Origin of the sequence: Pseudarthrobacter cellobiosi, assembly GCF_023913755.1 — a bacterium.
GTDB lineage: Bacteria > Actinomycetota > Actinomycetes > Actinomycetales > Micrococcaceae > Arthrobacter > Arthrobacter cellobiosi.
This window is the reverse complement of record NZ_JAMXBJ010000050.1, coordinates 282,509-308,433: the sequence shown is the minus strand read 5'-3', so window position 1 is coordinate 308,433 and position 25,925 is coordinate 282,509. Positions and strand designations below refer to the sequence as shown.

Genomic DNA, 25,925 nt, shown 5'->3' with positions numbered 1-25,925 from the left:
CTTGAACTCTTCAACGATGTCCTCCCTGCCCGCTTCCCTGGAAGCCCCTCCCTCTCCTGACGCTACGCCAGCCTCCGCTGTGCTGGCTCCGCCCACCGGGCGGTTCGCCAGGCTCCCACACCTCGCAGGCCGCAGCTTTATCCCCCTGGGCCTGTTCGCCCGGCTGCCCTTGGCCATGCTTACCGTCGGCGCCCTGACCCTTGTTACGTCCGTGACGGGCTCCTACGCGCTGGGTGGCACTGCGGCCGGTGCTGTGGGAATCGGCTCGGCCCTCGGCGCCCCGGCTTTTGGGGCCCTCGCAGACCGCAGGGGGCAGCGGCCCGTACTTCTGGTGGCGGCGGTGCTCAACACTTTGGCTGTCCTGGCCCTGATCGGGACGGCTTGGGCTGCGCCCGAAGCCGGGTCTTTTCCGGTGGCCGTGATCGCCGCCGCATTCCTTGCTGGGGCCAGCTGCCCGCAGGTAGGGCCGCTGGCCAGGGTGCGCTGGATGGCGCTCACCTCGCGGGGCAAGGGAGCGAAGGCCGGCAGGGATCTGGACACGGCCCTGTCTTACGAAGGCACGGCTGATGAGCTGACGTTCGTCCTGGGACCGGCTCTGGTGGGAATGCTGGCCAGCCTGGTGGCCCCTTGGCTGCCGTTGGCCTTGGCCGCAGCCATGACCATCACGCTGGTGCCCGCCTTTGCCGTGCACTCCACCCACAAGGCGGTTCCCCTGAACCGGGGCTCCGCAGCTTCGCGCAAGGCAGCGAGGATTCCCGCCGTCGTCGCACTGCCCGTCCTGGCGATGGTAGCCATGGGCACTTTCTTCGGGTCCGCCCAGACGGCTTTGAGCTCCTTCTCCGCCAGTTTCGCCACCTCGGAAATCGCCGGACTGCTGTATGCGGTCATGGGATTGAGTTCGGCCGCCGCAGCCCTGTCCGTGGCGTACTGGCCCCAGCGCTTCACCCCGGCCGCCCGGTGGCTGTTCAGCGCGGCACTGATGACGGTGCTTGCGCTGCTGCTTCTGGTGCCCGGATCGTTGGGCGGCATGATTGCGGTGCTTCTGGTCCTGGGATTGCCCGTGGGCCCTGTGATGGTCACAGTCTTCGCGATCGGAGGCCTGGTGGCGCCGGTGGAAAGGCTGGGGACTGTGATGACAGCTCTGGCAAGCGGGATCGTGGCGGGCACCGCACTGGGGGCCGCCGTTGGTGGCCAGCTGGCGCAGGCCCACGGCTACCACACCGCGTTCGTTGTGCCTGTGATTGCCGCCGGCGGCCTGCTGGTGTTTGGTGCCGCGGCCGCAGTCATTCTCCGCAAACGCCACTGATCGTCGCCGGGCGCTGGTCACGGCCAGGCGGCGTGTGTAATGGTCAGCCCAGCTGGGCCTCAATGCGCGCGGCACCCGCCATCAGCGCAGCGGCGATTTCGTCCGGATTCTGGGCTGCCCGGATATAGACGACGGCCAGCGCGGCCGGCCGGCCGGCCGGGACCCTGACCGGGACAGCCACCGAGGAGACTCCGGGTATGACTTCATCGTGGCTGGCGGCATAGCCCAGCTGCCGCGCGGTTCCGGCCTCGGGCCGGTAGGGGATTCCCGGGGCAGCCGCATGCCAATCAGCTTCTGAATAGACTGACTGGATCGCAATTCCGGGGGCACCGGCGCTGATGGGATGCCGGGAGCCGGGGTGCTGGACGATGGCGGCCCCAGTATGCCGCGGGTCCACGGTGACCAGCGTGACACAGTCATCGCGGTCCCAGACGGCCACAAAGGCACTCATGGTCAGCGCATTCGCGAGTTGCGTCAGTTCCGGCAGCGCCGCCGTCTGCAGGTTGCGGGCAACCCCCCGCGCCAGGACAGCCAGCCCGGGCCCCGGCTGGACTCTGCCCGCGTCGTCGCGCACCAGCAAGGAGTGGTCCTCCAGGGTCCGCAGGATCCGGTAGGCCACGGAACGGTGAACCCCCATGGCGTCGGCAAGTTCCGCAATGGTTAGGGGAGCCTCCGCCGCCGCCAGGATTTCCAGCGCACGGATTCCGCGCGACAGGGTCTGGGACGGCGAAGCCTGTGCTGCTCCGACGGGGACTACGGTGGGCGTCATGGATCCCATCCTAGGCGGCTGCACGAGCGCTGCCCGGTGTCGTGACGGTGCTTCCCTCACTCGGACTGTGTGCGGATTTCGAAAAGGCAGTTCAACTATGGAACTGATCCGGGCGAAGAATCAGAAAAGTAGTGCGTTTCATCACTTCTTCGCGTAACGTCATACTAACTGACCGTTCGATCAGTAAATCGGACGGTCTGAATCCACCGTCGGCAGCCGTTATCCCCAACCAGGCTGCCCCAAGCCACGGAGTTCCAATGACCGAAACTTCACGCGTCGATTCCGAGGCGGGCCCGAGCAGCAAGCACGAGGAACGCAAGGTCCTCGCAGCAACGCTGGTCGGCACCACCATCGAGTGGTACGACTTCTTCATCTTCGCCCAACTGACGGGCACCCTGCTGTCCCCGCTGTTCCTGGCCCCGCTGAACGACTCCAACCCGGGCCTGGCCCAGATCCTGTCCTTCGCACTCATCGGCATCAGCTTCCTGTTCCGCCCGCTGGGTGCAGTGGTTGCCGGCCACCTTGGTGACCGGCTCGGACGCAAAGCCATGCTGGTCTTCACCCTCCTGATGATGGGCGCAGCCACCTCGCTGATCGGCATGCTGCCGACCTACGCGCAGATCGGCGTCTGGGCCCCCATCCTGCTGATCATCCTCCGCATTGCCCAGGGCTTCTCCGCCGGCGGCGAATGGGGCGGCGCTGCCCTGATGGCGGTGGAGCACGCCCCCAAGAGCCGGCGCGGCGTGTTCGGCGCGTACCCGCAGATCGGCGTCCCGGTCGGCATGATCCTGGCCACCGGCCTGCTCTTCATACTCAACTCGAACATGTCCAAGGAGGACTTCGCGTCGTGGGGCTGGCGGGTTCCGTTCCTGCTGTCCATCGTGCTGATTGTGGTGGGATACCTGATCCGGCGGGCCGTGGCCGAGAGCCCCGTCTTCCAGGAGATGGCGGCCCGCAAGGCCGAAAGCAGGGCGCCCCTCAGCGAACTCATTCGTAGCCACAAGAGGCCAGTCCTCTACTCGACCATGATCTTCATCGCCAACAATGCCGCTGGCTACTTGTTGATCGCCTTCTTCATCTCCTACGCCACCAGGACGCTGAAGATGCCGGTCCCGGAAATCCTGCTCGCCACCACCCTCGCCTCCTTCGGCTGGCTGATCTTCACGCTCGCCGGCGGCTGGCTCTCAGACCGGATCGGCCGGGTCAAGACGTTCCTGATCGGGTATGCGATCATCTTCGTCTGGATGATCCCGATGTTTGCCCTGATCGACACCAGGAACATCTGGCTTTACGGCGTGGCGCTCTTCGTCCTGACCATCGGCCTCGGTCTCTCCTACGGCCCCATGTCGGCGATGTACGCCGAGATGTTCCCGGCCAACGTCCGCTACTCGGGCATCTCCATCGGGTACGCCTTCGGTGCGATCCTGGGTGGTGCTTTCGCTGCAACCATTGCCGAGGCCCTGCTGCAGAGCACCAAATGGACCGGATCCATCGGCATCTACATCATGATCCTGTGCGTGATATCGGCTGTCGGGGTCCTGCTTGCCAAGGAAACGAAGGGCAACCCGCTCGGCGTCAGCAGCCACCACTAAGTTGTACGCATCGCAGAACGGCGGGCTCGGGCCATCTGGCCTGGGTCCGCCGTTCTGCCGTGAGGCCAGGTTGCGCCGTTAGGGCCCGGTGTTGCCGTCGGGCCTACTGGTTCAGCAGGCTGATGGCGTCCTCATCGGCCAATTGTTCGAAGTGCCGGTAGAAGCTGCCCACGGCGCGGAACTTGCCCGGCAGATGCAGGCACAGCACGGCGTCGCACACCCGCGACACGGCCGTGTAGGCTTCCACCGAACCCACCGGCGCTGCGGCGACGACGCGTGCCGCGCCACCGGAACGGGCTGCCTCGGCGGCAGCGCGCATGGTGGCTCCGGTGGCCAGTCCGTCGTCGAGCAGGAGGACTGTCTTGCCCGTGAGGTCGTTGCTGATCCCCGGGTAAGTCGCGGCCCGGCGGAGCAGCTCGGCCCTCTCGCGTTTCTCCACTTCGTCCAGCCACTCCTGGCGGACGCCGTGGTCCAGAATGCGGGTGATCAAGGGACGGTTGAGCAGGCGCACTATCCGGCCTCCCGACCAGGCCAGCGCACCGAACGCTGTTTCGTCGTGGCCGGGGATGCCGAGTTTCCGGACCAGAACGGCGCCGAGTGGCAGGTACAGGGCCTTGGCAGCCGCGGCGGCCACGGGGATTCCGCCGCGGGCCAGCCCCAGGACGATGGTGTCGGGGCGTTCCCGGAACTGCGTGAGCACCGCCGCCAGCCGTTCACCGGCATCGGTGCGGTCTTCAAAACGCGTGCTCATTGTTCCCTCTCCGGCTGTCTCCGCCCCGCTTCCAGCCTACCTTCTGCTGCCGCGCCGGGAACCGGGGATACTTCCTCCCACAGCTGCTGAGTTACGAGAGGGCGGCGGTAACAGCCTTGGTGATTTCCTGGATCACCACCGTCCGTTCAGGGATGTCGCTCAGGTCGGCACCCTTCGTGAAAACCACCAGCACATAGCTGCCGGAGGACATCGAGAGGATGGCGGCGTCGTGGAGTTCGTCATCGAGCAGCCCATATTTGTGGAAGACGGTTACACCGTCCGGAACTGCGGCCGGAAGGAGGTTTTCGTAGTTGGTGTCCTGCATGTAGGACAGGAGCTGCTCCGTATGCTCCTGGTCCGGGAGCATACCCTCGAACAGTTCCGCCAGGATATGGGCCATGTCGGCGGTCGAAAGCGTATTCACCTCGGGGTCATACGTGACGTCGATGGAGGCGGCATACTCCGAAAGTTCGGAAAGGCCCACGGCGTCCATCAGCAGGCTCCACGATTCGTTGTTCCTGTCCTGGACCATCGCCTGGATCTGGAAGTCCGAGGTGAAGGCGCCCAGCGGATCATCGAGGGACGCGGAACCCTCCTCCACGAGGTGGTAACAGGCCGCAGCGGTCAGGATCTTGGCCGTGCTCGCTGCCTCGAACGGTTCCTCCACGCCGTACTGGTGCACGTCCCCGCAGCCGGTAGCCATCAGCGCAACACCCACCTGGTACTGGCTGTTGGCGCCGATGATGGCATCGATGGCTGCGTCCAGGCCCGAGTTAATCGCGGCGGAGTTTGCAAAGGTGTCGATGCCTCTTGATGTGCGCAATGCCGCTCCCTGCCCGGGCCGGGCAGGCGCCAGCATGTAGGCGGCAGCGATCAGGACCACAGCGAGGAAACCGGCGGCAGCCACGAGGACGGAACGGCGGCGTAGTGCGGCGGGCGCGTGGCTGGGAAGGATCGTGCATCCGACGATCCAACCAGCGGAACCTATGCGGGAGCTATGAAACCCCTGTCAGGAATCAGGCGGTCAGGGATCAGCCGCGCAGGGATCAGACTCCCAGGAAAGCGATGGCGCCTTGTTTGAAAGCCCGGCTGGTGATGGCGTTGGTGTGGTTGCGGCCAGGCAGCGTCAGCTGTTCAGCCATGGACCCTGCCCGGATTCCGAGTGCGGCAAGCTGCGGCATGGTGGCCGCACGTTCATCCTGGTCGCCGGCCACAAGGAGCATCGGCATGTGGGGTACGGCCTCGGCAGGATCGAAGGGCTCGGCCTTGATGGCATCCACCAGGGACAGCAGCGCGAAGATGTTGTTGCTCGGCAGGAGCATGGCCATCTTGAGCAGGCCGGCCGTGGACTCATCCGTAATGGGGGTTCCGTCGGCGAGGTAGTTCTGCGCTGCGATGAGGTCAAAGGCTGCCAGCGGATCGGCGATGTTCGGTCCGCCCAGGACCAGGCGGTGGACGATCTCGGGCTGGGTGGCGCCGAATTCCCAGGCGAGCCGGGCGCCCAAGGAATAGCCCACAACGTCGACCCCGCTGGTGGGGTCACCGTCGTGCAATGGCCGCACGCCGGCGTCGAACGCTATCTGCAGCAGATCCGCGCGGATCCGGCTGGGGGAGTAGGAGTCCATGTCCTCGGGGGCGCCGCTGCGGCCGTGTCCTGGCAGGTCCACGGTGATGACGCGGCGGCCGGCCTCCAGCAGGGCCGCAACCCACCCGGTGTCATGCCAGTTGAGTTTGCTGGACGAGGAGAAGCCGTGCAGCAGCAGCACAGGGCGCAGTCCGGCGTCGTCATGGGGATCGTGCACCTCGACAAAAAGTTGGGGGTCCGTGCCCTCCACGGTGTGGGAATGCATCTCGCCGGTGTGCCTGCCGCTCATGGTGTCAGTCCTCATCAAGTACGGCGCTCAGGCGGACCCGGCGCGTCGGTGCCTCATTCTTCGGGACCGTACCCACGATTCCGGCAGTGTTGTCCGGCACCTCGAACACGATCAGGGGTTCGCCGACATTGATCCTGTCGCCTGCCCCACCGAAGATACGCACCACTTTACCTGCCTGCGGACTGGGCAGTTCAACAGCGGATTTGCTGGTTTCCACCTCCACCAGCGGCTGGTTCCGTTCCACCTGATCGCCGGGCGAAACCAGCCATTCAAGCACGGTCGCCTCGATCAGGCCCTCGCCGAGGTCCGGGAGCGGGAAGGAAATTTCAGCCACGGCGGTACTCCAATACTCGCTGGATCCCGCTAAGGATCCGGTCAACGTTGGGGATGTATTCGTCCTCGAGGTCACCGGAGGGGTACGGGACATCGAAGCCTGTCACGCGTTCCACCGGCGCCTTGAGGGTGTTGAAGCACCCCTGGGTTATGAGCTGTGCGACTTCCGCGCCGAGGCCGGAGGTCAGTGGGGCTTCATGGACGACGACGGCGCGCCGCGTCTTAGCCACGGATGCCACCAATGCGTGGGTATCGATGAGCTTGAGCCAGCGCAGGTCCAGGACCTCGATGTCCACGCCGTCCTCGGCGGCCAGGTCGGCCACCTGCAGGCAGCGCGCCACCATGGCACCCCAAGCCACGAGAGTGAGGTGGCGGCCTTCGCGCATGACCTTGGCGCCGGTGGGGGGAGCCGCCGCCGGCATCGGCGTTGGCGACGTCAACCTCACCCTTCTGCCAGTAGCGGGACTTCGGCTCCATAAAGATCACCGGATCCGGACGTGAGGCCGCGTACTTGAGGAGGTGGTAGGCCTCGTGGGGGTTCACCGGCGACACCACCTTCAGGCCCGGCACGTGGGCGAAGAGCGCCTCGAGTGATTCGCCGTGGTGTTCGGGGGCACGGATGCCACCGAAGCTGGGAACGCGCAGGGTGATGGGCATCGGCAGGGTCCCGCGGCTGCGGTAGTTCATCCTGGCGATCTGGCAGACGATCTGGTTGATGGCCGGATAGGCGAAGCCGTCGAACTGCACCTCGGGGATCGGGTGGAAACCGGCCATGGCCAGGCCCACGGACATGCCCAGGATGCCGGACTCCGCCAGCGGGGTATCGAAGACCCGGGCTTCGCCGTACTTTGCCTGCAGGCCGTCCGTGATTCTGAAGACTCCGCCGAGCCGGCCGCAGTCCTCGCCGAAGATGACGGCTTTTGCGTTGTCCGCCAGGACCTCATCGAGGGCCCGGTTCAGGGCCTGCTGCATGGACACTGTTCGACTCCGCTGCGGCCCGTTCCATCGTCCATGGAGGCCTCGCTTTCAAGGATGGCGTTAGACATGCTCGGACTCCTTCCGCCAGTTGGCAGCCTGGGCCTGTAGGGCGGGCGTGGTTTCCTGGAACACCACGCTGAACATTTCGCTGCCGGGGCGCGGCGCCAGGGCATGGAGGCCCTCCCGGATCTGTTCCTCCTCCGCCTTGGCTGAAGCGAGGGCGGCGGCAAAGAACTCCTCGTCGGCGACGCCGTCGGCGAGCAGGACCTGACGGAAGCGTTCCAGCGGATCCTGGCCGCCGTCGTCGTGCTCTTCCTGAAGCGTGCGGTAGCGGCCGGGGTCATCGGAGGTGGAGTGCGGGCCGCGGCGGTAGGTCATGGCTTCGATGAGGACGGGACCGTTTCCGGCCCGGCAGTGTGCCAGCGCTCGCCGCGTTGCCTCCACGACGGCCACCACATCGTTGCCGTCAACCTTGACGGCGGGGATGTCATAGCCCGCGGCGCGGGCAGCCACGGAGCCGCTGGCCACCTGGTGCTCGGTGGGCACTGAGATGGCCCAGCCGTTGTTCTGGACGAAAAAACACCACCGGCGCCTTCAGGGCAGCCGCGAAGTTCAGGGCCTCGTGGACGTCGCCCTGGGATGAGGCACCGTCACCGAAGTAGCTCAGGGCCGCGCCGGTTTCGTCGCCGGGGGGCGGCGGCCAGCGTTTGGCCGTGTGCCCAGCCGACGGCGTGCAGCACGGAGCCGGCCACCACCGCCTGGATCGGGGCGAGCCGCGATTCCAGGGGATCGTAGAGGCCACCGTGCCACGTGGCTTTGTGGGTTGCCATGTAGGCAACCATGTCCACGCCCATGGCGCGGGCCACGCCCATTTCCCGGTAGGTGGGGAACACGAAGTCACGGGACAGGTCCACGGCGTAGCCGCTGCCCACCTGGGCTGCTTCCTGGCCCAGTTCGGGGGCATAGCCGGGGATGATGCCCTGCCTCTGCCAGGCGACGGCGGACGTGTCCAGGTCCCGGACGGCCACCATGAGCGAATAAAGATCGCGGAGCTGGCCGGGGTTCAGCGGCGACGTTTTGTTGCCGGACGCCGGCGGCGGAAGTGTGTCCATGCCTGTGACCCTAGTCACCGGCGGATATGTGGGCAATCAGCACAGTACGGCCTGGCCAGACTGTATAAGACTGTCCCGTGTTCCGGCCGGCAGCTTCGCAATTTGTACAGCGCGAGCCGCCGGCGGTCTTTCTGCCCCCTCCCCAACTGGGTAGCGCTATCTGTCGTTTTGACCGCCGAAAACGACAGATAGCGCTACTTACTTGGGCTGGCGATCGCGGGTGGTGAGCCGGGCGCCGATCCAGCAGGCTGCCGCGAGGCAGGCAACCAGAAGGAACGTGCTCAGCAGCTGTCCGCGGCTGCTTTCCGCGCTGAAGCCGACGGCGAAGATCAGGCCCAGGAGGACCAGTCCGAAGAAAGTCAGGCCCGGGAATCCCTTCATCCGCAGGGGAAGTTGAGCACCGTCCCGGTCCGCGCGGCGCCGGAGGATCAGCTGTGAAGCAAGGGCCGTGCCCCAGACCACCAGGCACGTGGATCCGACCAGCTGGAACAGGGCCGGCAGGATCCGGTCCGGGAACAGCAGCTCCAGAACCGTGGCGAAGAAGCCGAACGCCACGGACACGCCCACCGCCACCATGGGCACGCTGGCGCCGCTGAGCCTGGCCAGGAACCGGGGAGCCTCGCCGCGTTCGGCCAGCGAATACGCCATGCGGGACGCGCCGTAGAGGTTGGCGTTCAGTGCGGAGAGGAGTGCGACGACGGCAACCAGGGTGATCGCCGTGCCGGCGCCCGGGATCCGGGCCGCGTCGAGCACACCGGCAAAGGGTGAGGCGAGTCCATCGGAGGTGACCGGCAGAACGGCCGCGATGACAAAGACCGACCCGATGTAGAAGACCAGGATGCGCCACAATACCGTGCGGATCGCCTTGCCCACACTGTGCTCCGGATCCTCCGTTTCCGCGGCGGCCACGGCCACGATCTCGGTTCCGCCAAAGGCAAAGATCACCACGAACAACGCCGTGGCGATTCCGCCCAGCCCGGCGGGAGCAAAATCAGTGGTGATGTTAGCAAATCCGGGCGAAGCTACCTCGGGCAGGAGGCCCAGCAGCAGCGCGGCCCCCACGGCCAGGAACGCCACAATGGCGGCAACCTTCAGGATGGCAAACCAGAATTCGAACTCGCCGAAGTTCTTGACGCCCGTCAGGTTGATGGCCGTAAACACAACCATAAAGATCAGGGCCAGGGTCCAGACGGGGACAACCGGCCACACAGAAAACAGTAGGCCCGCTGCGCCCAGGGCTTCCGCGGCGATGACCACCACCAACTGGAGCCACCACAGCCAGCCCACCGTGGCGCCAGCGGTTTTTCCCAGCGCTCGTTCGGCGTACACGGAGAACGCGCCGCTGGTCGGATTCGCAGCGGCCATCTCGCCCAGCGCCCACATCACCAGGATGATGAGCGTCCCGGCCACGAGGTACGAGATCAGCACGGCGGGCCCGGCAGCCTGGATGCCGGCCCCTGAACCCAGGAACAGGCCGGCGCCGATGGCGCTGCCCAATCCCATCATGGTGAGCTGCCGGGGTTTCATGGTGTGGCCGAGGAGGGATTTCGGCCGCACTGCCGTGGACTTCGATGTCATGCCTGTGAACCTTCTTGGGGTTGGGGGTGGTGTCCCCGCAGGGACCACTTGAATTTACCGCCTAAGTCGCTGGTCCGCGGGCAACGGTTATGCAACGATGGTGGCACTTTGAATCACTCGGATGACTATTGGCTAGCAATCTGCCTACTGCATGGCAGCGTGTGAAGGAGATTGTATGAACGTTGATGCACTGGATGCCAAAATTGTCAGATTCTTCACCGACACTCCGCGGGGCTCGGTGCTGGAGGCCTCGAGGGTCCTGGGCGTCGCCCGCGCCACGGTCCAATCGCGGCTGGACAGGATGACGGAGGCCGGCGTGATCAGCTCGTGGGTGCCCCGGCCTGACCCGGCAAAGTTCGGCTTCCCGGTGGTTGCCTTCTGCTCGCTGACCATCAACCAGGACCTGAGCCACGATGCGGTGGCCGAGGCGCTGGCCGCGATCCCGGAACTGATCGAGGTCCACACCGTTTCCGGCAGCTCGGACCTCATGGCGAGGATCGCCGCGCGGTCGAATCCGGACCTGCAGCGTGTTTTGGATGCGATGATCGCCACCAGGACCGTGCTCCGTGCGTCGTCCGTGATTGTCCTCAACACCCACTTCCAGGGCAGGACACTGAACCTGCTCGAAGCCGCAGCCGCCAGGCAGCCGGAGTAAGGTCTACGGGGACCAGCCCAAGGAGCTCGTCCAGTCGCGCGGGGCGGCGAAACATTTTGAATCAGGGGAATGTGGACGTAGAATCAGTTCTAGTCAAAATGACCATAACTAAGTGATGGCAATGAAGCCCAGAAGCAGAGAGCGGGTGAGTGACCGTGTACAGCAGCTCAGCGAACGTCTCCGAACGGGCCACCGCTGCACCCTCGCTCGCTATCTCCACCGTCATCTTCGCCCTGCGGCCCAGCGAATCCTCGGGCCGGCCTACCCTCTGGCTTCCCCTGGTCCGCAGGATTCGTGAGCCGTATAAGGATCTTTGGGCCCTGCCCGGCGGACCGCTGACGCATGTTGAATCCCTGCAGGATGCTGCGTCCCGGAACCTCCGCGAAACCACCGGACTCACACCGAGCTACCTGGAGCAGCTCTACGCGTTCGGCGGGCTGCACCGCTCACCCACCCAGCGCGTGGTGTCGATCGTCTACTGGGCGCTGGTCCAGCCCACGGAGGCCGCCCTGGCCGACGAATCGGAGAATGTGAAGTGGTTCCGGGCAGACAAGGTGGGGGACCTGGCCTTCGACCACAACGCCATTGTTGAGTACGCGCTCCGACGCCTGCGGAACAAGCTGGCCTACGGCTCGGTGGCCTACCACTTTTTGGGGGAGTACTTCACGCTCGCCCAGGTCCGGGAAGTCTATGAAGCTGTCCTGGACACCCGGCTGGACCCGGCCAACTTCGGCCGCCAGCTCAAATCCACGCCGGAGATCGAAGAAACCGGCGAATACCTCCAGGGCGGTAAACACCGTCCGCCTCGTCTTTACCGCTTCACCGGCCGCCCCGGCCTTGACCCCGATAACAGGAGCACACCATGAGCAGCGTCAACACAGCCATCCAGCTGATCACGCGCGAACAAGCCGAAAGCGCGTCCCGGAGCGCGGCTGCAGGCAAAACAGCAGCCACCTGCAGCCCGGCGCTCGCCAAGGGCCCGTGGGAGTACGACCTTGCCGAGGCGCTCGCTGGGAGCCCGGCTTACGGACCCGGAGCCTCAAGTGCGGACGTCGCCCCGGCCGCCACGCCGCGCCAGGGCCAGTTGCCGGAAGAATACAAGCTCGCCAGCGATGCCGAGCTCGATGTTCGCATCCGTGCGGCCAAGGCTAAGCTCGGCGACCGGGCAGTGGTCCTGGGCCACTTTTACCAGCGCGACGAAGTCATCCAGTACGCCGACTTTGTGGGCGACTCCTTCCAGCTGGCCAACGCCGCCCTCACGCGGCCGGACGCCGAAGCCATCGTCTTCTGCGGCGTGCACTTCATGGCCGAGACCGCGGACATCCTCTCCACCCCGGAACAGGCCGTCATCCTGCCCAACCTCGCTGCCGGCTGCTCCATGGCGGACATGGCGGACACCGACTCCGTGGAGGAGTGCTGGGAACAGCTCGAAGAGATTTTCGGTACCGAGGCCGACGCCGAGGGGCGGGTTCCGGTCATTCCGGTCACCTACATGAATTCCTCCGCCGCCCTGAAGGCTTTCTGCGGCCGCAACGGTGGCATCGTCTGCACTTCATCCAACGCCAAGGTGGTCCTGGAATGGGCGTTCGAACGGGGCCAGCGGGTCCTGTTCTTCCCTGACCAGCACCTGGGCCGCAACACCGCCAAAGCCATGGGTGTGCCGCTGGAACAGATGCCCATGTGGAACCCGCGCAAGGAACTGGGCGGCAACGATGAGCAAGCCCTGCTCGATTCCCGCGTGATCCTCTGGCACGGCTTCTGCTCGGTCCACAAGCGTTTCAACGTCGGCCAGATCGAAAAGGCCCGGGCCGAGTTCCCCGGCGTCAACGTGATTGTGCACCCCGAGTGCCCCATGGAGGTGGTGGACGCCGCCGATTCAGCCGGCTCCACCGACTTCATCAAGAAGGCCATCGCAGCCGCCACCGAACCGACCACCTTTGCGATCGGCACGGAAGTGAACATGGTGAACCGGCTCGCCGCCGAGTACCCGCAGCACACCATCTTCTGCCTGGACCCGGTGATCTGCCCCTGCTCCACGATGTACCGCATCCACCCTGGCTACCTCGCCTGGGTCCTGGAGGAACTCGTTGAAGGCCGCATCGTCAACCGCATCAGCGTGGACGATTCCGTTCAGGACAACGCCAAAACCGCGCTCGAGCGTATGCTCGCCGCGCGTCCGCTTTAGCCCGTCCGCTGTAGTCCCGCCCGCTGTAGTCCCGCCCGCTGTAACCCTGGAAACCGAAACGAGCCCCACATGAGCGCAGAGAGCCCAGCCGGTGGTCCGGCACCCCGGCGGCTGATCGTCGTCGGGAGCGGCATTGCGGGACTGTACTCGGCGTTGCTTGCCGCCGACGCCGGCGCTGAAGTGGTGCTGCTGACCAAGGGCGCGCTCGCGGACAGCAACACGTACTACGCCCAAGGTGGCATCTCCGCCGTCCTCGACGTGCCAGCGCCCGGGGACACCGTGGCCGCGCACATCACAGACACGCTGAAGGCCGGGGCCGGCCACTGCGACGAGGACGCCGTCCGCGTCCTCTGCACGGAGGCCCGGCTGGATATCGCCGGATTGGAACGCTTCGGCGTGCGTTTCGACATGGACGACGACGGCGACCCCTCGCTGGGTCTCGAAGCCGCCCATTCCGCGCCGCGGATCCTGCACGCCGGCGGCGACGCAACCGGTGCCGGCGTAGCCAGGGCACTCATCAAGACGGTCCTGGATGCGCAGGCCGCTGGACGGATGCAGGTGATCGGGCACGCCCAGGTCACGTCCCTGTCGCAGAGCGATGGACGCGTGGCCGGCGTGAATTTCCTCCACGCCGGGCGGGAACTCGCCATCCGCGGCGATGCCGTGCTCCTGGCCACCGGGGGAGCGGGCCAACTGTTCGCCCGGACCACCAACCCTGCCGTGGCAACTGCCGACGGGCTGGCGCTCGCCTGGCGGGCCGGAGCCGCAGTTGCGGACCTGGAGTTCTTCCAGTTCCACCCCACCTGCATGGTGCTCCCGGCCGATGCCCTCGAGGCAGCCGGCAACGGAGCTGAACCGCTCCTGATTTCCGAAGCCGTGCGCGGTGAAGGCGCCATCCTGCTGGATGCCCGCGGCGAACGCTTTATGCCTGCCTATCACGCCGACGCAGAACTTGCCCCGCGCGACGTCGTCTCCCGCAGCATCGCCCTGCACCTCGCCACCCTGGGGGATCCCAACGGGCACGTGTTCCTCGACGCCATGGTGGTCGAGGCCAGGCACGGCAAGGGCTACCTGGCCAAGCGGTTCCCCACCATTACCCAACGCACCCGCGAGGCCGGCGTCGACTGGACCCGCGAACTGGTCCCCGTGGCACCGGCGGCGCACTACTGGATGGGCGGGGTCCTTACCGACCTCTACGGGCGGACCTCGGTGCCTGGGTTGCTGGCCGCCGGCGAGGTTGCCTGCACCGGCGTCCAAGGGGCTAACCGGCTTGCCAGTAACTCCCTTCTTGAGGGACTTGTCTTTGGGCGGCGGGCTGTTGCTGCGTTTCTGGCCAGCAGTTCCGCAAGTCCCTCGGCGCCTGCGCTCTCGCCTCGCACCGGCGATCGCCTCGCAAGCTCGGCGGCCGGTCCGGCCGCTCACGCAACAACGGCGCTATCGGGACCTCCGGAACTGCCGGTGATGTTCAACGACGCGTCAGCGTCCATTTCCTGGCAGTTTGAGACTGTTCCGGCACCTGGGCCTATTGAAGTGTCGTTTGGTGAGGCGGGGCCGTTTTCCCGGGTGGCGCTTCGGCGGTTGATGACTGCCAACGCTGGGGTGCTTCGTGATGGCGGGTTGCTTAGGGAAGCGGGGGCTGTGCTTGGGGCGTGGGCCTCTGCTGACGACCCGTTTACTGTTCCTGATTCCTTCGATCCGCGGGAGCATGAGGATGCCAATCTTTTGTTGGCTGCGCAGCTGCTGGTGCATGCCGCGCGGGAGCGGCGGGAATCCTTGGGGGCGCATTACCGCAGCGACAGCGTGCCCGCGGATGCCGCCGTCGGAGATTTCGATAAGCGTTACACCATGAGCAGGAAAGCGAGCCTCGTTAATGACTAGCCTGACCCTCCCCGCAGCATCCGTCCGGGACATCCTGGAGCGGGCTTTTGCCGAGGACGCGCCCAACGGTGACATCACCTCGCAGCTGCTGATCCCGGCCGAGGCCCGGGCCACCGCGGTGTTGAACGCCCGGATGCCCGGCGTGTTCAGCGGTGGAACGGTGTTCCGCGACGCCATGAAGCTCATTGATCCGGAAACGGACGTGAAGCTGTTGCTGGCAGACGGTGAAGCGTTCGACGCCGGAACGCACCTCGCGCGCGTCACCGGCAACGCGCGCTCGGTGCTGCTGGCCGAACGGGTTGGGCTGAACCTGGTGCAGCGGATGAGTGCCATCGCCACCAAGACCGCGGAATTCGTCCGGCTCGTCGAAGGCACCAAGGCGCGCATCACGGACACCCGCAAGACCACGCCGGGCCTACGCGTGCTGGAACGCTACGCAGTGCGTTGCGGCGGAGGCGCCAACCACCGCTACAGCCTCTCCGACGCCGTGCTGGCCAAGGACAACCACCTGGCCGTCATGACCGGGGGAGACCCCGCAAAGCTCACTGCCCTGCTCGCCGCGGCCAAGGCCCAGCTGGGGCACACGACGCACTTCGAAGTGGAGGTGGACAGCGCCGAGCAGATCGAACCCGTCCTTGCCGCCGGTGTGGACACCATCATGCTGGACAACTTCACCCTCGACGGGCTCCGTGCCGGTGTCAAGCAGGTGGACGGACGCGCCGTGGTGGAAGCCAGCGGCAACGTCAACCTCGGCACCGTAGCGGACATCGCCGCGGCGGGCGTGGACGTCATCTCCATCGGTGGTCTCACCCACAGCGTGACTGCCCTGGACCTCGGCCTGGACGTCGAACTGAGCGTCGGCTGAAGCAGCCATGATCTTCCTTGACGCCGCCGCCACCACGCCCGTCCGCCGCGAAGTCCTCGAGGCCATGTGGCCCTACCTGAGCGGCGAGTTCGGCAACCCCTCCAGCCACCACACGCTTGGCGAGGCCGCGGCGTCCGCGCTCGCAGGCGCCCGTGCGGCCGTGGCCAAGGTGCTCGGCTGCCGCCCGGGCGAGGTCACCTTCACCTCGGGAGGCACTGAGGCGGACAACCTCGCGGTCAAGGGCATTGCCCTCGCCCGGCAGGCTGCCGACCCGGTCCTCAACCGCGTGGTGATCAGCGCCGTCGAACATCCCGCCGTGGAAGAGTCCGCGCGCTACCTGGAACGGTTCCACGGGTTCAGCGTGGACGTGGTTCCGGTGGACGGGACCGGCCGGGTGACGCCGGAGGCGCTCGCCGCCGTGCTCCGGCCGGAAACTGCCCTGGTCAGCGTCATGTACGCGAACAATGAGGTGGGCACCATCCAGCCGGTCGCCGAACTGGCCGCCATCGCCGCTGGGCGGGGCATCCCGTTCCACACCGACGCCGTCCAGGCCGCGGGCTGGCTGCCCCTGGACGTCAAGTCGCTGGGCGTGGATGCCCTGAGCATTTCCGGCCACAAACTCGGTGCGCCCAAGGGTTGCGGCATGCTGTATGTCCGCGGCCGGACCCGTGTGGAGCCCCTGGTGCATGGCGGCGGCCAGGAACGCGGCCGCCGGTCCGGGACCGAAAACGTTGCCGGTGCCGTGGCGCTGGCCACGGCCCTGACGCTCGCCCACGCTGAACGGCCGGAGCTTGCCGCCCGCGTGGCCCTTCTCCGCGAACACTTCATCGCCGCCATCCTGGAGACGGTGTCCGGAGCCCTGCTCACCGGGCACCGGACAGAACGGTTGCCGTCAGTGGCGTCGTTTTGTTTCCCCGGCACCAGCGGCGAATCAGTGCTGTTGGAGCTGGAGCGGCAGGGTGTGGTGTGCTCGAGCGGTTCGGCGTGTGCCGCGGGTTCCGATGCGCCGTCGCCGGTGCTGACCGCGCTGGGCTATGGCGCCGAAGTGGCGCAGACAGCTGTGCGGTTCAGCTTCACCTCGGCCGTGACCGCGGACGAACTGGAGCAGGCGGCGGCAGCCGTGGGCATTGCCGTCGGGAGCGTCAGGACCCTCGGCCGCTAGATATGGCGGGCGCGGCGGAAAATCCAATGCCGCAGCATCGTGAACCGCACGGCGGTGGCCACGAAGCCTGACAGTGTGGTGGTCCACAGCTCATCGGACACGGTGGCGTCCGGGTGCAGCCAGTGCAGCACGCCCAGGCTGCCGCCGGTAATGACCAGCGCCACGGCGACGACGATCATGCCGTGGAGGTGGTCGCGGGCCATCCGGCGCTGCCCGGAGATCCTAAACGTCAGCCTGCGGTTCAGCGCCGTGTTCATCAAGGACGTCAGCACCAGGGCGGCCGCGTTGGCCAGCTGCGGTCCCAGCCAGGGGCGCAGCAACGCATACAGCGCCAGGGACGTTGCGGTGCAGATGATGCCGACGCCGGTGAAGCGGAGGAGCTGCCGCACCAGCGGAAACCTGAAGATTCCGCGGTAGTGCTTGGTGGCCGGCGCGCCGCGCGTGGGCTGCTGCGTCAGCTGGGCGGCGGGCGCAGCAGGGGTCTCCATGGGTCAAGCCTGACATATCAGGCCGGTGTTTCCTCCCAGGACGCAGCCTTCACCGGGCTGCTGAGCTCGCCAATTCCCTCCACCCGGCACACAACTGTGTCTCCGGGCTGGATGCGGGCACATTCCGCCGGGAAGCCGGTGAGGACCAGATCGCCGGCGTGCAGGGTCATGAAGGAACTGAGGTACACGAGGATTTCGTCCACCTTCCAGCCGAGTTCGGTGCTGCTGGCGGCCTTCAGTTCGGTGCCGTTGTGGACGATGCTGATGGACAGGTCCGAGTCGTCGAGGTCCGTCACAATCCATGGGCCCACGGGAGTGAAGGTGTCCTGGCTCTTGGCGCTGATCCACAGCTCGTCAGACTTCTGCAGATCGCGGGCCGAGACATCGTTGCCGATGGTGAATCCAAGGATGGCGCTCCGGGCAGTTTCCAGCGTCAGGCCACGGACGGTGCGCCCGACGACGACGGTCAGTTCCGCTTCCGGGTCCACGTAGCCCACTGTTGTGCTCAGTTCAATGGCGTCGCCCGGCCCGATCACGCTCGATGCCGCCTTGTGGAAGGCCTGCGGCGGGAGGTCCCGGCCGGCCTGGCCGGTGTTGTGCGCCATGCCAAAGACGTTGAGGGGGACGGAAGGCGCCAGGTACGTGAACGACTCCTGGTCTACAACGGCGCCGGTCTCCCACCCCGGCCGGGCCGGGTGGTTGGCGTTTGCGCGGGACGCACCGAAGGGGGAATCAACCACTGTCCAGGACCGGCCGGCGGCGGAGCCGAAGTCCGGGGCGTCATTGGCCACGAAGAAATGCTCGTCGGCAACAGCGGGGGACAGGGGGCGGACACGGGCAAGGCGGCGGGGAGCGCTGGCAGTCATGATGACATCCTACGTCCTCCGGTAGGCTCCCGGCAGCGGCGACCGCCGGTGGCGGCTCAGTACAGCTCGCCCACCGGGATCTCCACGGCCAGGCGGTTGGAAGGTCCGGGCAGCGGGCAGGCCCAGGCCTCGTTGTATGCGCAGGACGGGTTATAGGCAAAATTGAAATCAAGGACAAACTCGGCGCCCGCCCCGGAACCATGGACCCCGTGGAATGCGCCCTTGATGGTGTCCAGGAGGTACCGGCCGGCGCCGTACGTTCCGCCGGGCTGGCCGGCCGTGGCGTCCCGGAACGGCACGAAAATCCCGCCGCCGTAACCGCGCAGCTTCCACACGCCCAGCTGGCCCAGCTCGGGTAGATCGAACGTGCCCAGCCGGACAAACCGGACCACACCGTCAGTGGCGGTTTCCACGGTCATTTCCCGGCCGGCGCCCTCAAGGGTCAGCGGCACGTAGAACCGGTAGATGGGATCGTAGTCGGCCGTCTTCAGGCCGGAGAACTGCGACTTGTCTTTCGCGCTGAGGGCTGAGGCCGGATGCGTTGCGAACATACGGTCGCGCTCATGCCGCCAGAGGGAATGGGCCTCCGCCGGATCTTCAGCGGCAACTTTCCGCACCGTGTCGTACAGGGCAAAAGTCCGCAGCCGCCAGTCCGCAATGTCGATGGCAGAGATGTCCGCCAGGCTGTCAAGGTCCGCGCCATGCTGCTCATCCGCCATAGGCACCAGCCTAGTCCCTTGTGTACGGGGAATCTCCGACGGCGACACGAGGCTCCGGCTCTTGGCCGCCGGCGTCCGCCGCTAGGCTGGCTGCATGACACACAAGTCGGCAATGTGGGGAGTGCGGACGGCCGCGCTGCTGATGGCAGGGACGCTGGCATCCGGCTGCAGCGCGCCTGGTAACAGCGATTCAGCGTGGACCGCGCAGCCGGACACATCGGCCAGCCCTGGCGCCAGCACGAGCTCAGCCTCCGGCGCTACAGGGTCCCCGTCGTCGGATCCTTCTGCCACAGCGGGCGTCCCGACGTCCGCAGCACCCGGCCCGGCCGCAACAGCGGCTGCGTGGAAGACCTATACCGATCCGGCGAAGACCGTCAGCTTCGACCTGCCGGAGGAATGGATCGCCCAGTCCGTCACTCCCGAGGAGGGGACGTTGCCGGGTGCGCTGAAGATTGAGGTGAAAAAGCAGGACGGCGCGGTTGTGGCCACGCTGCGGACAGGACAGCCGCCGTCGTCGTCTGAATGCCCCGAGGCTGCCCGCAAACCGTACATCGTGATCAGCAGCGTGCCGCTGGATCTTCCCGGCATGACCGGGGAAGGGACCATAGCGCCGCACGTAGTGTTCCGCGTCATCCAGGGCTACCGCTACTTCGGCTCCTACGGCATCACCAACATTGTGGGCGGGGCAGACGGCCAAGCTTGCGAACTGCGGAATGTGGTCCGTGGCCCGGCGGGGAAAGGGGACTACTCGTTCGGTGACCTCGGCGTCCTGAAGGCCTTCGCCCCGGATGAGAAGGTGACCCCGGCCAAGGCGTTCGACACCCTGGGCCAGGCCGCCAAGTACGTGGATGAGAGCTCGGAATTCGCGAACGTCCAGCGGATGCTAATGTCTCTGGAGATCAAAAACTAGTCCCGCCCCCCGGCCCCCTCATCCCCGGGTCAGAGCGGGAAGTTCTGCCACTACCTCACACCCCGGAGATACATGGAACGCACCGTTTCAGCACGTATGGTTTTCAGGACCATCGCCGACACGAAGGCAGCCCTGGCCATCGCTGTAGCCAGGAATCCCGGCTACACCTCGTTTGATGAATCCCTGACTGTCACGGCCGACGGGCAGCCGGTTCCGCTGCAGGAACTCGCGGACCATCATGGCGGCCGCCTGCACTATATGGAGTTCACTGATCCCGCCGAAGTCACCGTTGACTACTCGGCGACGGTGGCAGGGCAGGCCGTCCCGGAAGAAGCCACCCTGGCTGAGCTCATCCGCTACGTGCGGCCAAGCCGTTACGCGGAGTCGGACCGGCTCCTGCCCACGGCCTATGCCGAATTCGGTGGCCTGCACGGTGCGGAACTGCTCCAGGCCGTGCGGAGCTGGGTCTTTGGGGAATTGCGGTACATCAGCGGTTCCTCCAGGGGAACTGACGGCGCCGTGGAAACCCTCCTGCACCGCAGGGGAGTGTGCCGGGATTTCGCGCACCTGGCCATCGCCCTGCTGCGTTCCAAGGACATCCCGGCCCGGCTCGCGGCCGTGTACGCACCGGGGCTGAGCCCCATGGATTTCCACGCGGTAGCCGAGGCGCATGTCAATGGCGCCTGGCACGTCATCGACCCCACGGGGCTGGCCCCGCGGGAGTCGATGCTGCGGATCACCGCTGGCCGCGACTCGTCCGACACCGCGTTCCTGTCAACGGTGGGCGGGCGCCTGACGCTGACCGAGCTGCGGGTCAGCGCCGTGGTCAACGGCCAGCTGCCGTCGGAAGATCCTGCCAAGCTGGTCATGCTCGTCTAGTTTCCCGGCACCGCCCGCCATTGCCGGGCGGTGAGTTCACGGCCAGATACTTCCCGGCCGGTTATTTCCCAGGCAGTTACTTTGCCGGCCGCGCCCCCACGGAATGCCGGAGTTTCTCGGTCAGCCGCTGGAGTTCCTTCTGCTCGGCAGCCGTCAGGGCTGGCCCCACCAGGCTGGAGATGTCCCGCACATGCTCCCGGCCGATCTCCTTCTGGAGGGCAGACCCCTCCTCGGTGAGCTTCAGCAGCACGCCGCGGCCGTCGTCGGGGGCAGCCATCCGGACCACGAGCCCGCGCTTTTCCAGCCTCTCAACCAGCCTGCTGAGGCTCGACTGGCTCAGCAGGACATGGTCATTGAGTTCATTGAGCCGGAGCCAGCCGGACGGACACCGGGAGAGCGTAAACAGCACGTCGTATTCGTTCAGTGCCACTTTCCGGAAGGCGGGACCGGCCTGCAGCCTGCGCATCACGGCGACCTGCGCCCGGAACAGGGATTCCCAGGTTTCCGCTGCCAAGCGGATGGGTGATTCGTTGCCGCCGGCAGCCATCACGCCTCCGAAGGGGCAGTGTCAGACGCCTGTGCAGCCATCAGCGCGGCCACGCGGCCGGCGTGGGTGGGCGGGTCCGGGACGTGCGCGGGCTTGAGTGCCGCGTATTCCTTGCGGAGGACCGGGAGGACTTCCTCGCCGAACAGGTCAAGCTGCTCCAGCACGGTCTTCAAGGGCAGGCCCGCGTGGTCGATCAGGAACAGCTGGCGCTGGTAGTCGCCGAAGTACTCGCGGAAGGTGAGGGTCTTTTCGATGACTTCCTGCGGGCTTCCCACGGTGAGTGGCGTCTGGGAGGTGAAGTCCTCCAGCGACGGGCCGTGGCCGTAGACGGGCGCGTTATCGAAGTAAGGCCGGAATTCCTTCACGGCGTCCTGGGAGTTCTTCCGCATAAAGAACTGGCCGCCGAGGCCAACGATGGCCTGGTCCGCCTTGCCGTGGCCGTAGTGCTCGTAGCGCTCACGGTAGAGGCTGATCAGCTGCTGGTAGTGCTCCTTGGGCCAGAAGATGTTGTTCGCGAAGAACCCGTCGCCGTAGTAGGCCGCCACTTCGGCGATCTGCGGCGTGCGGATGGACCCGTGCCACACAAAGGGGGCCACGCCGTCGAGCGGGCGAGGGGTGGACGTGAAGTTCTGCAGTGGCGTACGGAACTTGCCGGACCAGTTCACCGTGTCCTCGTCCCACAGCCGGCGCAGCAGGCTGTAGTTCTCGATGGCCAGTTCCACGCCGTCCTGGATGTTCTTGCCGAACCACGGGTATACCGGAGCCGTGTTGCCGCGGCCCAGGACCAGATCCACGCGGCCGTCGGCGAGGTGCTGGAGCATGGCGAAGTCTTCGGCGATCTTGACCGGATCGTTGGTGGTGATCAGCGTGGTGGCGGTGGAGAGGGTGATCCGCTCGGTCTGCGCGGCGATGTACGCAAGCGTGGTGGTGGGCGAGGACGAGAAGAACGGGCGGTTGTGGTGCTCGCCGAGGGCGAAGACATCCATGCCGATTTCCTCGACTTTTTTGGCGATCGCCACGGCCGCCTTAATGCGTTCGTTCTCCGTGGGCGTCCGGCCGGTGGTGGGGTCAGTGGTGATGTCACTGACGCTGAATACGCCGATCTGCATGGTGTGCCTTCCGTTTCCTGGACTCTCCGGGCTTGATTCCACTATACCCGATTTTCATGCGTTTGCATGTATCGACGGATATAACGCCTCCCCGACGAGAATATTCCAGGTGTTACAGGGGGTCGCCCGGAGCGGCACGGCGGCCACTGACGCGGGGCACCATGCCGGTGGTCCAGTCGCGGAACTCGGCATCGACGTTGTCCGCTGCCGCAAACTCCGGGCGCTGCTGCATGGCACGGAGCAGCGCTTTTGTTTCCCGCCGTCCCTCCACGAGCCGGTACAGCACGGGAACCAGCACCAGGGTCAGCGCTGTGGACGAGACCAGGCCGCCGATCACCACCACGGCCAGCGGCTGGGAAATGAAGCCGCCGCCCCCGGTCAGGCCGAGCGCCATGGGCGTCAGGGCGAAAACGGTGGCCAGCGCGGTCATCAGGATGGGCCGGAGGCGTTGCCGCGCGCCGTGGGTGATTGCATCCGCCACGCTCATGCCGCCGCGGCCGTCCCGTGGCTGCCGGTACTGGTTGATGAGGTCGATGAGCACAATGGCGTTGGTGACCACAATGCCCACCAGCATCAGCATGCCGATCAGCGACGGCAGGCCGAGGGGAACAGCCGTGGCCAGCAGCAGGGCCACGGCGCCTGTGGCGGCAAAGGGTACGGACACCAGCAGGATCAGGGGCTGGATCAGCGACTTGAACGTGGCCACCATGATGACGTAGACAATCGCGATCGCCGCGAGGAGCGCCAGGCCCAGTTGCTGGAAGGACTCGGCCTGCTGGGTGGTGGCGCCGCCGAGTTCCGCGGTGACCCCCGCTGGGAGACTGACCTCCGTGAGGCGCTTTTGCACCTCCGCGTTCACCGCACCAAGGTTGGAGCCCGACGGCGTGACTGACACTTTGGCGGTCCGCTGGCCGTTGCTGGCGGTAATGGAGACCGGCACGTCCACCTGTTCCACGGACGCGATGCTGCCAAGGGTCACCGGCGCGCCCGCGGCGGGCAGGGCGATGTTGCGCACCGCATCGATGCTGGTGAACCGGGTGCCCTTGCCGATCTGGACGGGAAAATCGTTCGTGTCGATCCGGACCGTGCCTGCGGGGATGGGGCTGATGGTGGCCGCCAGGACGCCGGCCACCTGTTCCTCGTTCAGTCCGGCCGCCGCGGTTTTGGCCCGGTCAACCTTGACCTGGACTACCGGCTGGCTGGCAGCGAGGTTGGTTGTCACCTCGCTGGTTTCCGGCACACCGGCCATTGCTTCCACCATGGCCTCGCTGGCTGTGCGGAGGTCCTCGGACGTTGCCGCCTTGATGGTGATGTCCACCGTGGAGGATGTCCCGAAGCCTCCCTGCTGGGTGCCCACGGTGATCTTCCCGGAACCGGCCACCTTGCCTACTTCGGTCCGGACGGTTTCCTGGAGCGTTGCCTGGTTGGCCTTTTCATCCGTCACCACCGTGAACGTGGAGTTGGCGGCGCCGGAGGACGTCAGGGCGGCAAAGCCCGCCTGCGCGTTTCCGGAGGTGAGCTGGACATTCTTGACACCCTCGATGCCGCGGAGGACGTCCTCGACCTTGACGGCGGCTGCGCTGGTGTCGGCCAGGCTTGTGCCCGCCGGCACCAGCTGGCGGACAGTCATGCTGTTCTGGCCGGAATCGCCGAGGAGGTTGGTGGACAGCAGCGGCGTCATGGCGGCCGTGGCGCCGAGCACCAGAACGGCGGCGACCAGGGTCAGCACCGGGTGCTTCTGGGTCTTGCTGAGGACGGGCAGGTAGGCACGCTGCAGCCGGCTCTTCTGTTCGGCTTCCTGAGCCTGGGCACGGGCGGCGGCGGCAACACGGGCGGCAGCTTCGCGGGCGGCGGGCGAACTTGCAGCTGGCGAACCGGCGGCGGGCGAACCGGCGGGGCTCTTGAGGAACCAGTAGGCCAGGACCGGAACGATGGTCAGCGATACCAGCAGGGATGCCAGCAGCGCCATGGTGACTGTCAGGGCGAAGGGTCGGAAGAGTTCGCCGGCGAGCTCACCCACGAAGGCAATGGGCAGGAAGACCGCCACGGTGGTCAAGGTGGAGGCGGTGATGGCGCCGGCCACCTCCCGGATTGCGGTGAGGATCGCGGGGACTTTCTCCTCCCCGTAGCTGAGGTGGCGTTTGATGTTTTCGATCACCACAATCGAGTCGTCCACCACCCGGCCGATCGCAATGGTCAGCGCGCCCAAGGTCAGGATGTTCAGTGAATAGCCGGTCGCGGACAGGCCAATGAACGTGATCAGCAGCGAGAGCGGAATGGAGACCGCGGTAACAAGGGTGGATCGGGCTGACATCAGGAAAACAAGGATGACGGCGACGGCGAAGCCCAGCCCGAGCAGGCCCTCGGTGGTGAGGTCCTTGATGGACTTCTCGATGAACGGGGCCTGGTCGAACACCGCCGTGAATTTTGCGTTGGACCCCAGCTCGGCCTCAAGGGCCGCCAACGAGTCGTTCACGGCGTGGGAGATTCCCACGGTGTCGCCCTCGGGCTTCTTGGTCACGGACACCGCCAGCGTTTCCTGGCCGTTGGTCCGGGTGATGGAGGTCCGTTCGTTGTCCTGCAGGCTGACGTCGGCCACCGTGCCGATTGTCGCGGCATCCTTCGCTCCGCCCAAGGGGAGTGCCTTGATGGCGTCCAGGGAATCCACCGGGCTGCCGATCTGGAGGGAGAGCGTCTTGCCCTGCTCCTGGATGGTCCCGGCAGGGATCAGTGCGCCGTTGTTGCCGAGGGCGTTCCGGATGGACTCGATCGTGGCGCCCTTGGCAGCCATCGCCTCGGGGCGGGGGAGGATCTCGATGTGCTGGGTGGCGCCGCCGGTCACGTCGGCTCCCCGGACGCCGTCGATCTTCTGGAGCCGGGGAACGGAGAGGCGCGCCAGGTCCGCGTTCAGTTCGCTCAGCGGCTTGTCCGAGGACACGGCCAGGAACACGATCGGGAAGTCGCTGATGCTGCCCGCGATGGCCTGCGGCTGCACGTCCTCCGGCAGGGAGCGCTTGGCGTTGGAGATGGCCCGGTCGATCTGGTTCCGGGCGCGGTCAAGGTTTGTCCCGTAGGTGAACACCATGGAGATCTGTGAGACGCCGTTGCGCGACGTCGAGGACGTGGACTCCAGGCCTTCGACGCCGTTCAGGGCAGTTTCGAGCGGTGCGCTGACCTGCTTGTCCACCACCTCGGGCGACGCGCCGGGCATGGCGGAGAGGACGGTGATCTGCGGGAACTCAATGGAGGGGATGAGTTCCTGTTTCAGCGATGACATGGTGATCACGCCGAACACCGTCGCGAAGACGGTGATCAGCGCGATCAGCGCCCGGTTTGCCAATGAAAGTTGTGCCAGCCGGAACATCGCGG

Annotated in this window: 24 protein-coding genes and 1 pseudogene; 10 read left to right on the top strand and 15 right to left on the bottom strand. The window is 66.3% G+C overall.

Going from position 1 to position 25,925, the window contains the following annotated elements:
- Positions 1-16 precede the first annotated feature (16 nt).
- Positions 17-1,306 carry an MFS transporter gene (locus NG696_RS18840; RefSeq protein WP_252576364.1) on the top strand — a complete coding sequence of 430 codons (1,290 nt, stop codon included), beginning with the start codon at positions 17-19 and terminating at the stop codon, positions 1,304-1,306.
- A 43-nt stretch (positions 1,307-1,349) separates the two neighbouring features.
- Here the strand turns inward: NG696_RS18840 and NG696_RS18835 are convergent, their stop codons facing one another.
- Positions 1,350-2,075 carry an IclR family transcriptional regulator gene (locus NG696_RS18835; RefSeq protein WP_252576362.1) on the bottom strand — a complete coding sequence of 242 codons (726 nt, stop codon included), beginning with the start codon at positions 2,073-2,075 and terminating at the stop codon, positions 1,350-1,352.
- A gap of 257 nt (positions 2,076-2,332) precedes the next feature.
- Between NG696_RS18835 and NG696_RS18830 the strand changes: the two genes are divergently transcribed.
- On the top strand, positions 2,333-3,667 hold the full coding sequence (locus NG696_RS18830; RefSeq protein ID WP_252576361.1) for an MFS transporter: 1,335 nt from the start codon (positions 2,333-2,335) through the stop codon (positions 3,665-3,667).
- 103 nt (positions 3,668-3,770) lie between these two features.
- On the opposite strand, the gene NG696_RS18825 is transcribed toward NG696_RS18830, so the two are convergent.
- From NG696_RS18825 to NG696_RS18790, 8 genes and pseudogenes are all read right to left on the bottom strand, one after another.
- Positions 3,771-4,418, bottom strand: coding sequence for a phosphoribosyltransferase (locus NG696_RS18825; RefSeq protein ID WP_252576359.1), 648 nt, complete (start codon positions 4,416-4,418; stop codon positions 3,771-3,773).
- A gap of 91 nt (positions 4,419-4,509) precedes the next feature.
- Positions 4,510-5,325 (bottom strand): serine hydrolase, encoded by an 816-nt coding sequence (locus NG696_RS18820; RefSeq protein ID WP_252576358.1) that lies wholly within the window; start codon positions 5,323-5,325, stop codon positions 4,510-4,512.
- A gap of 139 nt (positions 5,326-5,464) precedes the next feature.
- Positions 5,465-6,292, bottom strand: a complete 828-nt coding sequence (locus tag NG696_RS18815) for an alpha/beta fold hydrolase (RefSeq protein WP_252576357.1) — start codon at positions 6,290-6,292, stop codon at positions 5,465-5,467.
- Positions 6,293-6,296: 4 nt separating this feature from the next.
- Positions 6,297-6,626 (bottom strand): biotin/lipoyl-containing protein, encoded by a 330-nt coding sequence (locus NG696_RS18810; protein ID WP_252576356.1) that lies wholly within the window; start codon positions 6,624-6,626, stop codon positions 6,297-6,299.
- Entirely contained in the window at positions 6,619-6,966 is a 348-nt protein-coding gene (locus NG696_RS18805) for a transketolase C-terminal domain-containing protein (RefSeq protein ID WP_252576597.1), read from the bottom strand. The genes NG696_RS18810 and NG696_RS18805 overlap by 8 nt, the downstream gene beginning before the upstream one ends.
- Positions 6,848-7,597, bottom strand: a complete 750-nt coding sequence (locus NG696_RS21030) for an alpha-ketoacid dehydrogenase subunit beta (protein ID WP_252576596.1) — start codon at positions 7,595-7,597, stop codon at positions 6,848-6,850. The genes NG696_RS18805 and NG696_RS21030 overlap by 119 nt, the downstream gene beginning before the upstream one ends.
- Positions 7,598-7,663: 66 nt before the next feature.
- Positions 7,664-8,715: pseudogene (locus tag NG696_RS18795) on the bottom strand (thiamine pyrophosphate-dependent enzyme).
- A 198-nt stretch (positions 8,716-8,913) separates the two neighbouring features.
- Entirely contained in the window at positions 8,914-10,293 is a 1,380-nt protein-coding gene (locus tag NG696_RS18790) for an amino acid permease (protein ID WP_252576354.1), read from the bottom strand.
- Between the two features lie 175 nt (positions 10,294-10,468).
- Here NG696_RS18790 and NG696_RS18785 point away from each other — a divergent pair, with 175 nt between their 5' ends.
- The 6 genes from NG696_RS18785 to NG696_RS18760 all read left to right on the top strand — a co-directional run bounded on the left by NG696_RS18785 (position 10,469) and on the right by NG696_RS18760 (position 17,038).
- Positions 10,469-10,948, top strand: a complete 480-nt coding sequence (locus NG696_RS18785) for an Lrp/AsnC family transcriptional regulator (protein WP_252576352.1) — start codon at positions 10,469-10,471, stop codon at positions 10,946-10,948.
- Positions 10,949-11,103: 155 nt separating this feature from the next.
- Positions 11,104-11,814, top strand: coding sequence for an NUDIX hydrolase (locus NG696_RS18780; RefSeq protein ID WP_252565260.1), 711 nt, complete (start codon positions 11,104-11,106; stop codon positions 11,812-11,814).
- Positions 11,811-13,133, top strand: coding sequence for a quinolinate synthase NadA (gene nadA, locus NG696_RS18775; protein ID WP_252565211.1), 1,323 nt, complete (start codon positions 11,811-11,813; stop codon positions 13,131-13,133). The genes NG696_RS18780 and nadA overlap by 4 nt, the downstream gene beginning before the upstream one ends.
- Positions 13,134-13,202: 69 nt before the next feature.
- Positions 13,203-15,011, top strand: a complete 1,809-nt coding sequence (locus tag NG696_RS18770) for an L-aspartate oxidase (RefSeq protein WP_252576351.1) — start codon at positions 13,203-13,205, stop codon at positions 15,009-15,011.
- A complete protein-coding gene (gene nadC, locus NG696_RS18765) occupies positions 15,004-15,876 on the top strand; it encodes a carboxylating nicotinate-nucleotide diphosphorylase (protein WP_252576350.1) in 873 nt (290 codons plus the stop codon). Before NG696_RS18770 ends, nadC begins: the two co-directional genes overlap by 8 nt.
- Before the next feature lie 7 nt (positions 15,877-15,883).
- Positions 15,884-17,038: a cysteine desulfurase family protein gene (locus NG696_RS18760; protein WP_252576348.1), complete on the top strand. Its 1,155-nt coding sequence runs from the start codon at positions 15,884-15,886 to the stop codon at positions 17,036-17,038.
- Here NG696_RS18760 and NG696_RS18755 read toward each other — a convergent pair.
- From NG696_RS18755 to NG696_RS18745, 3 genes are read right to left on the bottom strand one after another with little or no spacing between them, the layout of a single operon-like run.
- On the bottom strand, positions 17,035-17,526 hold the full coding sequence (locus NG696_RS18755; RefSeq protein WP_252576347.1) for a GtrA family protein: 492 nt from the start codon (positions 17,524-17,526) through the stop codon (positions 17,035-17,037). The genes NG696_RS18760 and NG696_RS18755 overlap by 4 nt on opposite strands.
- Before the next feature lie 17 nt (positions 17,527-17,543).
- Positions 17,544-18,392, bottom strand: coding sequence for a fumarylacetoacetate hydrolase family protein (locus tag NG696_RS18750; protein ID WP_252565221.1), 849 nt, complete (start codon positions 18,390-18,392; stop codon positions 17,544-17,546).
- Positions 18,393-18,448: 56 nt separating this feature from the next.
- Positions 18,449-19,111 carry a DUF1684 domain-containing protein gene (locus NG696_RS18745; RefSeq protein ID WP_252565223.1) on the bottom strand — a complete coding sequence of 221 codons (663 nt, stop codon included), beginning with the start codon at positions 19,109-19,111 and terminating at the stop codon, positions 18,449-18,451.
- Positions 19,112-19,205: 94 nt separating this feature from the next.
- On the opposite strand from NG696_RS18745, the gene NG696_RS18740 reads away from it, so the two are divergent.
- Positions 19,206-20,021, top strand: coding sequence for a hypothetical protein (locus tag NG696_RS18740; RefSeq protein WP_252576345.1), 816 nt, complete (start codon positions 19,206-19,208; stop codon positions 20,019-20,021).
- A gap of 72 nt (positions 20,022-20,093) precedes the next feature.
- Entirely contained in the window at positions 20,094-20,900 is an 807-nt protein-coding gene (locus NG696_RS18735) for a transglutaminase-like domain-containing protein (protein ID WP_252565227.1), read from the top strand.
- Between the two features lie 76 nt (positions 20,901-20,976).
- On the opposite strand, the gene NG696_RS18730 is transcribed toward NG696_RS18735, so the two are convergent.
- From NG696_RS18730 to NG696_RS18720, 3 genes are all read right to left on the bottom strand, one after another.
- Entirely contained in the window at positions 20,977-21,447 is a 471-nt protein-coding gene (locus tag NG696_RS18730) for a MarR family winged helix-turn-helix transcriptional regulator (RefSeq protein ID WP_160671885.1), read from the bottom strand.
- Complete coding sequence (locus NG696_RS18725; RefSeq protein WP_193342372.1) at positions 21,447-22,556, bottom strand: LLM class flavin-dependent oxidoreductase; 1,110 nt, start codon at positions 22,554-22,556, stop codon at positions 21,447-21,449. Before NG696_RS18725 ends, NG696_RS18730 begins: the two co-directional genes overlap by 1 nt.
- Before the next feature lie 112 nt (positions 22,557-22,668).
- Positions 22,669-25,920, bottom strand: a complete 3,252-nt coding sequence (locus tag NG696_RS18720; RefSeq protein ID WP_252576344.1) for an efflux RND transporter permease subunit — start codon at positions 25,918-25,920, stop codon at positions 22,669-22,671.
- Positions 25,921-25,925: the final 5 nt, after the last annotated feature.